Annotated in this window: 13 protein-coding genes and 1 pseudogene; all 14 read left to right on the top strand. The window is 49.7% G+C overall.

Annotated elements, in window-relative coordinates:
• Window positions 1-429, top strand: a pseudogene (locus HMPREF3027_RS09695) (hypothetical protein); the annotation flags it as partial.
• Window positions 416-727 carry a hypothetical protein gene (locus tag HMPREF3027_RS07125; RefSeq protein WP_070707812.1) on the top strand — a complete coding sequence of 104 codons (312 nt, stop codon included), beginning with the start codon at window positions 416-418 and terminating at the stop codon, window positions 725-727. The pseudogene HMPREF3027_RS09695 and the gene HMPREF3027_RS07125, both read left to right, overlap by 14 nt.
• Entirely contained in the window at window positions 717-920 is a 204-nt protein-coding gene (locus tag HMPREF3027_RS07120; protein ID WP_070707811.1) for a hypothetical protein, read from the top strand. The genes HMPREF3027_RS07125 and HMPREF3027_RS07120 overlap by 11 nt, the downstream gene beginning before the upstream one ends.
• A gap of 8 nt (window positions 921-928) precedes the next feature.
• Window positions 929-1,540: a hypothetical protein gene (locus HMPREF3027_RS07115; protein WP_070707810.1), complete on the top strand. Its 612-nt coding sequence runs from the start codon at window positions 929-931 to the stop codon at window positions 1,538-1,540.
• Window positions 1,537-1,857, top strand: a complete 321-nt coding sequence (locus HMPREF3027_RS07110; RefSeq protein ID WP_070707809.1) for a hypothetical protein — start codon at window positions 1,537-1,539, stop codon at window positions 1,855-1,857. The genes HMPREF3027_RS07115 and HMPREF3027_RS07110 overlap by 4 nt, the downstream gene beginning before the upstream one ends.
• A complete protein-coding gene (locus HMPREF3027_RS07105; RefSeq protein ID WP_070707808.1) occupies window positions 1,854-2,138 on the top strand; it encodes a hypothetical protein in 285 nt (94 codons plus the stop codon). Before HMPREF3027_RS07110 ends, HMPREF3027_RS07105 begins: the two co-directional genes overlap by 4 nt.
• A gap of 29 nt (window positions 2,139-2,167) precedes the next feature.
• A complete protein-coding gene (locus HMPREF3027_RS07100; RefSeq protein ID WP_070707807.1) occupies window positions 2,168-2,437 on the top strand; it encodes a hypothetical protein in 270 nt (89 codons plus the stop codon).
• Window positions 2,438-2,607: 170 nt separating this feature from the next.
• Window positions 2,608-2,877 (top strand): hypothetical protein, encoded by a 270-nt coding sequence (locus HMPREF3027_RS07095; protein ID WP_070707806.1) that lies wholly within the window; start codon window positions 2,608-2,610, stop codon window positions 2,875-2,877.
• The gene (locus HMPREF3027_RS07090) at window positions 2,874-3,431 is read left to right on the top strand and encodes a YopX family protein (protein WP_141756254.1); all 558 of its coding nucleotides are present in this window, start codon (window positions 2,874-2,876) and stop codon (window positions 3,429-3,431) included. The genes HMPREF3027_RS07095 and HMPREF3027_RS07090 overlap by 4 nt, the downstream gene beginning before the upstream one ends.
• Entirely contained in the window at window positions 3,412-3,810 is a 399-nt protein-coding gene (locus HMPREF3027_RS07085; protein ID WP_070707804.1) for a hypothetical protein, read from the top strand. Before HMPREF3027_RS07090 ends, HMPREF3027_RS07085 begins: the two co-directional genes overlap by 20 nt.
• Window positions 3,811-3,826: 16 nt before the next feature.
• Window positions 3,827-4,867: a DNA cytosine methyltransferase gene (locus HMPREF3027_RS07080; RefSeq protein ID WP_070707803.1), complete on the top strand. Its 1,041-nt coding sequence runs from the start codon at window positions 3,827-3,829 to the stop codon at window positions 4,865-4,867.
• 74 nt (window positions 4,868-4,941) lie between these two features.
• Window positions 4,942-7,416, top strand: coding sequence for a virulence-associated E family protein (locus HMPREF3027_RS07075; RefSeq protein ID WP_141756253.1), 2,475 nt, complete (start codon window positions 4,942-4,944; stop codon window positions 7,414-7,416).
• A gap of 328 nt (window positions 7,417-7,744) precedes the next feature.
• Window positions 7,745-8,368 carry a DUF4406 domain-containing protein gene (locus HMPREF3027_RS09440; RefSeq protein WP_083317548.1) on the top strand — a complete coding sequence of 208 codons (624 nt, stop codon included), beginning with the start codon at window positions 7,745-7,747 and terminating at the stop codon, window positions 8,366-8,368.
• Window positions 8,349-9,749, top strand: a complete 1,401-nt coding sequence (locus HMPREF3027_RS07065; protein ID WP_070707801.1) for a DEAD/DEAH box helicase — start codon at window positions 8,349-8,351, stop codon at window positions 9,747-9,749. The genes HMPREF3027_RS09440 and HMPREF3027_RS07065 overlap by 20 nt, the downstream gene beginning before the upstream one ends.
• The last annotated feature ends 10 nt before the right edge of the window (window positions 9,750-9,759 follow it).

Here is a 9,759-nt window from a genome sequence, read left to right as displayed (position 1 = left end):
GGCGGTGCTAGAGTGTACGGCGGTGCTAGAGTGTGCGACAATGCTATAGTGTGCGACAATGCTATAGTGTTCGGCGGTGCTGGAGTGTTTGGCGGTGCTAGAGTGTACGGCGGTGCTAGAGTGTACGACAATGCTAGAGTGTGCGACAATGCTAGAGTGTACGGCGATGCTAGAGTGTACGGCGGTGCTAGAGTGTTTGGCGATGCGGAAGTGGAGGGTGCCTTGGATTATATCGTCTTTAAGAATTGGTGGAGCAGTGGAAGATTTTTCACTTGGACGCGGAGCAATAATATGTGGAAAGTGGGATGCTTCTACGGCACTGGCGAAGCGTTGATAAAGAAAGCCTATGCAGACAGCGAAAGAAGTGGTCGCGAATACGAACGGATTGTGAAGTATGTAGATGAGATTTTGAGAGATGAAAGAAAATAACAAATCGGATTGGTACATAGAGCGGATGGTAACGAATGCAACTGGCTTTGAAGATGTCTACATAACGAAGCCAATATACGAGAAGAGAGTAGACAAGAAGCCGGAGGAGGTGGAAGTTGGAGACCGTGTGGTGATGTTTGGCGTGCTGGACAACAAGCAGGGAGTAGTGAAAAGCATTGAGCTTTACGATGACGGGCTTTTTAAGATTGCAGTCGGTGTGAATGGCCTTTTTACTCTATTCTACACAACCCCGGACAGAATTGGAATTTTGGAGAAAGGAGGTGGAGATGAAGAATAACAAGCAACTAAAGGTGACCGACCTACGGATAGGGGATATGGTGCGGGAGAAGCGTACTGGATATGTGTTTATCGTCACAGGTATTATTTGGAATTTGTTAGATGAGCCAACGAAAGCAGAACTGTACCTAGACGAAAATGGAGGCGAGTTCGTGTGTAAGGAGCTGGACGAGGTGGAGCTGGTGGAGGAGTAATTACGTGTATGAAGAAGATAATGTTTAGTGACAAGATGGGCTTGACAGAAGCCGTCTTGAAGGGCAAAAAGACGATGACGAGAAGAGTTATCAATCCACAACCTACTTATGATGAAGACAAGGGGTTACTGTGGAAAGGGGCTTATAGTGGTCTTGGTATAAATAACCCTAGAGACGCCTATCGCAATTTTAGGCATAACTCTCCTTACAAGGTAGGAGAGGTCGTTGCAATCGCACAAAGCTATGCAACCGTCCTTAAAGGAGAGAATCAGGAGTTAGCCGAAAAGGTCTTTAATCACCTAGAGCTAAATGGCTATGGAGCTGGACTTGATAATAAAATGTTCGTTCGTGCCGACTTGATGCCACACAAAATTAAGATTACAAGGGTTGAAGTTGATAGACTACAAAATGTAAGCATTGATGATTGCATCAAGGAGGGCGTCGAGAAAACGCACGAACTATACTACCGACTTCCACTATTTGATGGGAACTTCTATCGCACACCAATAACTGCATTTACAGCGATGATTGAAAAAGCGAGCGGGAAAGGTACTTGGGAAAGAAACCCATACGTCTTTGTGTACGAGTTTGAGCTAATTGAGAAAGGAGGAGAAGAATGAAGACGAACTGGACCAAATGGTGTGCAAACGATGGAGAGGTGACCGCTAAATATATCGCACGAAGAGAGTGGGATAGCTACATGCTATTTTATGCGAGCATACGCTTTTTGAGAGGGGGTACGTTTGAGGTAATGGTCGAAGACTTTGAACTATCTAGTGTAGAGGAGGATGGAGAAAATAGAGTTTTTGAAACGCTTGAAGAAGCTGTTAATTATCTCTCAAACATAGACTGCGAGAAGTATGTAGATGAGTGGTGGGAGAGAGAAAGCGAGTATCAAAGGAGATTAGATGAACAAGAGAAAGGAGGTGAAGAATGAACACAAAATGGGAGAATTGGCAAGCGACATTCGGAGAGGTTACGGCCGAGTACGAAGCCAAAAGAGATTGGGCGGAGGGAAATATGAAATTGAATTTCAATCTGAGTATACAATTTGTACCGCGAGACCGCTTTTATGCAAGAGTGACGGACTGGGTAGGCTATGATATCGTAGACCTTAAGCAATTCGCAAGCCTTGAGGAGGCTCTTGAATACGTGTCTGATGTGGACTGCGAGAAGTTTGTAGACGAGCAGTATGCGGAGTTTCAAAAGATGATTTGATAATATAAAATTAAAACAAGACCAAGACAATGGAAGAGAGATTCAAATTTACAGCCCCCAATAACTGCATTTGCGAGGGGCGCGACTCGCTCAGAGTTAGCATCTATGGGGTTCGCAATGTTGGAGAAGACAGAGAGGGACTCAGCATCACTGTAATCATCAGGACAAACGCCCCCGCTGGTGTGGTGTGCAGACTTTACAGGAATGGAGACCTCATAAAAGCGTCGGAGGAGTACTCCGCCAACGCAACGGAGCTAAGCAATAGCGTTAAAGCGTATATAGGTGATTTTGAGGTGTAAAAAGATATGGAGGGCTATTTGACAGGGTATTAACAAACAGAGGTCGCCACCGCAACTTTGCCACAGCGGTGGGGAGTGTCGCAAAAAGTAAGAACAAAATAACAATCAAACTTTTTTCTCACAGTTTCACTTCACGCGACAGCGGTGGCGACCTTTTTAACAAACTAGATATGGAAAGGAATTGGAGATTTGCCGACCCCGTGATACAAGGCTATAATACGCTGAACTTGCGGTACGGACACGGAGGAAAGGTGGGTATTTACAAGTACGAGTTAGTCGTCACCATTGACCTTATGGAGGTGAGTGCAAGGATTAGAACTCGAATGTTTGGAAAACCAACTTTTAGCGATGTCGCAAGTGTGGAGGGATTAAGCTTGCAAGAGACTTTGATTTGGGCAGAGGGGGTGCTGGATAAGGAGCTAGAGGATAAAGAGCTATGAGGGCATGGATAGATAGGAGGTTTGACGAGCCTTCAATTGACGGGGAGGTTATAAAATTTAGCTATTCAAACTCAATAAAAAAGTATAAAAGGATGATTGTGTGCCAGCTGCACATAGATGTTGAGAAGTGGGAGGTGAGAATGGAGGTGGAGGAGGTGCCTTATGGAAAGGGACGCAAAGAATACAGTTTTACCGCGCATGTGGTTGGATTGCAAAATGCATTAGAATGGGGAGAGGATACTCTTGACAAGATATACGACATGCTGGAGGAGAGAAGCAAAAAGGTACGTCAGCGCACCGGGCTTAAAGACATGAGAGGAGAGGCTATATGCGTTGGGGATATAGTCTATGGTGCTACAAATAGAGGCAATATGGGTCGTAAATGGTTTCATGATGCTGTGATCATCAGAGAAGGTGGAAAATTTCTAGCAAAGGTAGCTGAGACTGGATTCTCCATACCGATTTTTGATAAGAGCTTGGAGTTTATATGTGTGATTGGAAATGTGAATGATTGTCCAGAGCTGGCGATAAGTGATGAAGAGGTACAAGATTAACTACGATGCTATCGCCTCGGGGGTGGCAACCCTTGAGGAGGTGTTTGGTGGCAGGCAGACGGATAGACTGGTGGAGGAAATTGCAGGCAAGTTGGTGGGGTATGTGTCTGACTTTAGAAGCTGGATGACGGCGCAGTTTCAACCCTACGATAACCTCGCTTGGGAGATATCTGCATCATTCTCGGACGAGGGTGGCTTTGAAGTCGACTACATTGAAATAGGTGCCTCTAACGCTGAGGAGATGGTGTCCGCTTGGTGCACGAAAGTTTCTGATACTTGCTGGAAGGTAATTGAGTGGAATAGCTTCTTTTTGTCCGTTGAAGAGTGCAAGGCTGTGGAGGAGTGCGCCAATGAGCTGTATGCTCTGAATAATAAATAACCTTGAGGCTAGAGAGATGACACATGGTAGTTTATTTTCTGGCATTGGAGGTTTTGACTTAGCTGCCGAGCAAGTGGGGTGGACGAACTTGTTCCATTGTGAGTGGAATCCATTTTGTAGAAGAGTACTTGACTATCATTTTCCTAATTCAGAAAGTTATGAAGACATCAAAGCGACAGACTTTAGAAAATGGCAAGGAGAGGTTGACGTTCTCTCAGGAGGATTTCCATGCCAACCATTCAGTACAGCTGGCCTCAGAAAAGGCTCGACAGATGACCGCTATCTCTGGCCGGAAATGCTTAGGGCAATTGATGAGATCAGACCCACTTGGGTTGTTGGTGAGAATGTTGCTGGACTCTTATCAATGGTACACCCCTCTGAGAAGGCTAAGATGGAGAGTAGTCAAAATCTATTCGGAGAGAGTTACGAAATCTATGAGCAACGAGAGCAGTACATCCTCTACGAAATCATTACAGCACTTGAGGAGAGAGGATATAGCGTCCAACCATTTATTATACCGGCTGTATCCGTTGGAGCACCGCACCGCAGAGATCGGATCTGGATTGTTGCCTACTCCAATGACGCAAGGGTTGAAGGTGCAAGACGAAAAGGGAAGGATGAAACCAATGTCTCCAATGTTGTTACCAACTCCGACAGCATCGGACAGTGCAGGCGGAGGTCAGAAGGTAACGGGATTGAAAAAGACAAGGCCAAGTGGGGTGACCTATTCATCGTCTCTGAAGGATCTGGTGGTAAGTCAGTTACTACCAACTCCGACAGTTCAATCTGCAAGGGGGAATGTAACGGACAACAGAAAGAGGGGGAATCTAACAGATGCAATAGCGATTATCTACAAGCCAGAAAAGCCCCGAGAGGGTGGAGCAACTTCCCTTCTCAATCCCCTATATGTGGAGGAGATGATGGGATTCCCCGAGAATTGGACTCTATTACCTTTCCTAAGTGGCGAACCGAGAGCGTGAAGGCTTACGGAAATGCTATAGTACCAGAGGTGGCAAGGAGGATTTTTGAGTGTATAGAACAATTGTCGCAAGATTAAATGTATGACAGCAGATGAGTTTGAGAAGGATAGTTGTCTGGAGGGGTGCTAATGTGATTAGACTATGAAACGAAGTGATTAATGATGAAGCGAAGATAAGGATAGCCGTGGCAAGCTCCCGAAGGGATACGAACTGGCATAATACGGTTATCTCGTGGGGGGATCTAAAGGAAAAGTGTAAGCCGGTACGAACTCAGGAGACGCTGGAAGAGTACCAGGCGATGACACGTGAGGAGCGTGGCAATGTGAAGGATGTCGGGGGCTTCGTCGGGGGTGTGCTGAAGGAAGACGGCAACCGGAAGAATGACAACCTCCTCTGTCGCACCCTCCTTACGATAGACGTGGATGACGCTACCGCACCGCCTGAGCAACCTAACCCCCGCTTTGCGATGATCGTCCACTCTACGCACTCGCACACCACCGAGAAGCCCCGCTACAGGGTCATCGTGCCGCTCTCGAGAGAGTGTACACCGCTGGAGTACTCTGCCGTGGCGCATAAGATGGCTGAGGGGATCGGTCTTGACCAGGTCGATATGACCTCCTGCGAGCCGGTGCGACTGATGTACTGGGCGTCGGCCCCTAAGGATGCCCCTATTCTCTACCACGCTCAGGACGGGGAACCGCTGGACGTGGATCTTATGCTAAAGCAGTATAAGGACTGGACGGACCTATCGGAGTGGCCGACAAAGGATAAGCCGGGCGTGGGTGCCGTGAGTGGTGCGAAGCAACGAAAAGCAGTGGCAGGGGCCCGCCAGGAGTGCCCTAGGGAGAAGAAGAATATCATCGGCTCTTGGTGTCGCACTTTTGATGTCTACCACGTGCTGAATGAGGTGTTATCTGGACTATACGTCCCTGCGGGGCTCAATCGCTTTACGTATGCTAGTGGCTCTTCGTTTGGAGGGGTGGCGGTCTATGATGATGGGGATTTCTTCTACTCTTACCACGCTACGGATCCGCTCGGGGGTCGGCTCCTTAACTCTTGGGACTTGACCCGCCTCGCTCTCTTTGGGCACCTAGATAAGGACGTGGCTCCGACAACGCGGATTGACCGCCGTCCCTCTTACCAAGCGATGCAGAAGTATGCCCTCGGTATTCCTGAGGTGAGCCGTGACTATCTGAAGTACCAGTTGGTAGCAGCTCGAGAGGGGGAGCCTCTGGAGGCGGTTTCTGATGAGACGGAGACCGTGGAGGTGGAAGCGGAAGCGGTTGATGATAGTTGGCTAGATGAGCTGGAGGTAACGGAGAAGGGGGCAACGGTGCAGAGCCTGCACAACTTCTATACTATCCTCCGAAATGACCCTAACCTTATCAAGGGACGGGTCGTTTACGATGAGTTTAAGCGGGATAAGGTGATTGTGCGACCACTGGAGTGGGAGAGGGAGGAGGGTGACCTCTGGACGGATGCCGATACGGCTCAGGTGGCTCTATATATTGAGAAGGTGTATAAGATTAAGAATAAAAACGACCTTCAGATGATGCTGGACGCTGTAGTGAGGGAAGATGCGTTCCGTGAGAATGGGGTGCGTAAGTTTATCCTCCGTGAGAAGTGGGACGGGGTACCCCGCGTGGATACGCTCTTTATGAAGTACCTAGGGGTGGCAGACACTCCGCTTAATCGCAAGATATCACGCCGTTCGCTGGTGGCGTGCGTGGCTCGTGCATTTGATCCTGGGGTTAAGTTCGATCAGATTATAGTCATCGTGGGCGACCAAGGGATTGGCAAAAGCTCTATTCTTAGGCGGCTCGCAGGTGGCGGTAAGTACTTCATGGACTCCTTCACGCTGGATACGAAGAGTAACAAGATGCAGGAGGCGGTTGTGGGGTCTTGGATTGTGGAGATACCTGAGCTGGAGGGCTTCTACAAGGCGGATATGAACACGATCAAGAGCTTCGTCTCTAAACAGAGTGACGAGTTCCGGCCCGCCTACGCCCGTGAGAAGGTGGCGGTGAAGCGTACGTGCGTCTTCTTCGCTACAACAAACGACGATGAGTTCCTCCGTGATAGCTCTGGTAACCGCCGTTTCTGGATACTGAAGTGTGGCACGCCTGAGAGGAGTGTGTTCGACCTCACGGACGAAGATGTAGCACAAGTGTGGGCGGAGGCGTATCATCTCTACAAGGAGGGCAAGACGCCCCTTTACCTCGACCGCAATGAAGCTCGGGAGCTCGTGGAGCTACAGAAGGAGTTCGACTCTGATAATGACCAAATCGGCGCCCTTGAGGCGTTCCTTGACCTCCTCCTTCCTATTGACTGGCATACCTTTGAAATGGAGGAGCGACGAGCCTACTTTGAAGCTCAGAAGCGTGGCGTGGCCTATATACGTGACCCCTCCCTCGGATTTAAGAGCATCGGCACGGAGAAGCGCAATGAGGTCTCGGCCGTGGAGGTGGTGAATGAGTTCTTTATGATGGATAACGGCAAGGGCAACCGCCAGAGCCGTATCGCTAACGACCTTCTCAAGAAGCTAGACGGCTGGGAGGCGACAGGAGATAGAAAAAGATTAAGCGGAGGATATGGACAGCAAAAAGTATTCACAAGAAGGAGATAAAAGTGAGTTCAGACCCCTATTTCTCTGCACTCACTCTGCACTCACTTGGGTTTCTCTGCACTCACTTTTGAGTTCAGTGAGTTCAGATGAGTTCAGAGAATTTTCCCTCTGCACTCACTCTACTCCCCTCTATATAACTACTAACTCTACTAATTGAGTTCAGTGAGTTCAGAGAATAGTAGAAAAACATAAAAAGGGTGTTTTACATAGAAAATATAGTAAATGGGGATGTAGAATAGGGTTTCTGTAGGAGTTGGCAAATCTCTGCACTCACTGAACTCACTTACCCCCGATGTAGCGAACGAAATGTTAAATTTATAAGCAGGATATGATAAACGAAAAGTATTTAGAAAAGAAATTGACCGACGGTCTCCACTCCCTAGGGGTGTGGTGTGAGAAATATACCAACCCCTTCAAGGCGGGATACCCCGACCGCCTTTGCATCACCAAGGGAGGCAACGTCTTTTGGGTAGAGGTGAAGACCCCCGGGGAGAAGCTCCGCAAGCTTCAGATGATCCGCAAGGCAGAATTAAAAGCCATCGGCTCCCCCGTCTTTGTGGTGGATAGCGAAGAGAGCCTGGAGGAGGTGCTTAGCTTTGCCAGACAGCCTCGCAAACAGCCCAAAATTTACATCTCCGGGGCGATTAGCGGTCGTGACTACCGAGAGGTTGCTTTAGACTTTGAAGCCGCACAAACGCAAATTAAAGCCATTTCCGACTACCTTCCCATTTCGCCACTTGATAACGGGCTCCCCCTTGATACCCCTTGGTCCGCTCACATGCTCCGCGACCTAGAAATCCTCAGCACCTGCGATGCCATGTTGATGCTACCAGGGTGGGAGCACTCCCCCGGGTGCCAGATAGAAAAGATTTTCGCAGAGCGTCTCGGCCTCCGCATACTCATGGGATTAGACGAGCTCCACGCTCACGCCCATGAGACTAACCGAAAGTAACCTACACAGCTACCAAAAGAAAGCAGTACAGCATATACTCAGCACCCCACGTTGTGGCGTGTTCCTAGAGATGGGGCTCGGCAAGACCGTCAGCACCCTCACCGCCATCGCTACACTGATGCACAGAGGCACCCTCCACCGTACCCTCATCGTCGCCCCCAAGCGAGTCGCCCTCCACACATGGGACAGCGAGGCAGAGAAGTGGGACCACCTACGCACCCTCCGCTTCAGTAAGGTGCTAGGCAGTAAGAAGCAGAGAGAGACCGCCCTCCTCACCCCCGCCGACATCTACATCATCAACGTCGACAACCTCCCTTGGCTACTAGATACCCTCGGGCGGACACCCTTCTTCGATATGATAGTCATCGACGAATACTCCGCCTTCAAGAGCCACAGCACCAAGCGGTTCAAAGCCCTCAAAGTCTACCTCGGCACCTACCCCCACATCAGAGTAGTAGGGCTCACAGGCACCCCCGCCCCCAACTCCCTTGAAGACCTTTGGAGCCAAGTGTACCTCCTCGACAGCGGAGCACGCCTCGGCCGTTACATCACCCACTTCCGTCAGAAATACTTCTATCCCCTTTGGAGCAACGGCCACATCGTCTACAAGTGGGGGCTCCAGCCAGGGGCAGAGCAAGCCATTTACACCGCCATTGGAGACATCTGCGTCAGTATGAAAAGCGAAGACTACCTCACCCTCCCACCCGTGCGGTACACCGACATTCAAGTAGCCCTAGACCCTAGCGAGCTCACAGCCTACCGACAGTTCCAACGAGAACAAGTCCTAGAGTTAGAGACAGACAACGGGCAGGAGCTCATCACCGCCAGCAACGCAGCCGTTCTCAGTGGCAAACTCCGACAGTGGACCGGCGGAGCCCTCTACACAGAAGACGGACAGAGCTACCGAGAGACCAACACCGCCAAACTAGAGAGGCTCAAAGAGATGATGGAAGAGATACACACCCCCGTTATCATCGTCTATGAGTTCCGCCACGAGCTAGAGCGACTACGTACGACCTTCCCCAAGGCACGCACCATAGATGAGCCGGGTGTATTCGACGCATGGAATAGAGGCGAAGTGCCCATCCTCCTCGGCCACCCCGCTAGCATGGGGCACGGCCTCAACCTACAGAGCGGAGGGCACATCATCATTTGGTACACCCTCACTTGGAGCTTGGAGCTCTACCAGCAGATGAACGCACGCCTCGCACGCCAAGGGCAGCGGGAGCGGGTGACTATCTACCACATGGTCGCCACCGGCACACTAGACGAGCGAGTAGTTAAAGCACTCCAGAGCAAAGAGCAAGGGCAGAACGCCCTCATGGAAGCCATAAAAGCAGAAATACAAACGGGAGTAAAAACCAAGACCCATAATGTGTGAAAAGCTAATC

The sequence above is a fragment of the Porphyromonas sp. HMSC077F02 genome (genome assembly GCF_001815465.1).
Lineage (GTDB): Bacteria > Bacteroidota > Bacteroidia > Bacteroidales > Porphyromonadaceae > Porphyromonas_A > Porphyromonas_A somerae.
Note: the sequence above shows the minus strand (reverse complement) of the source record. Positions and strands in the feature narration are given on the sequence as shown.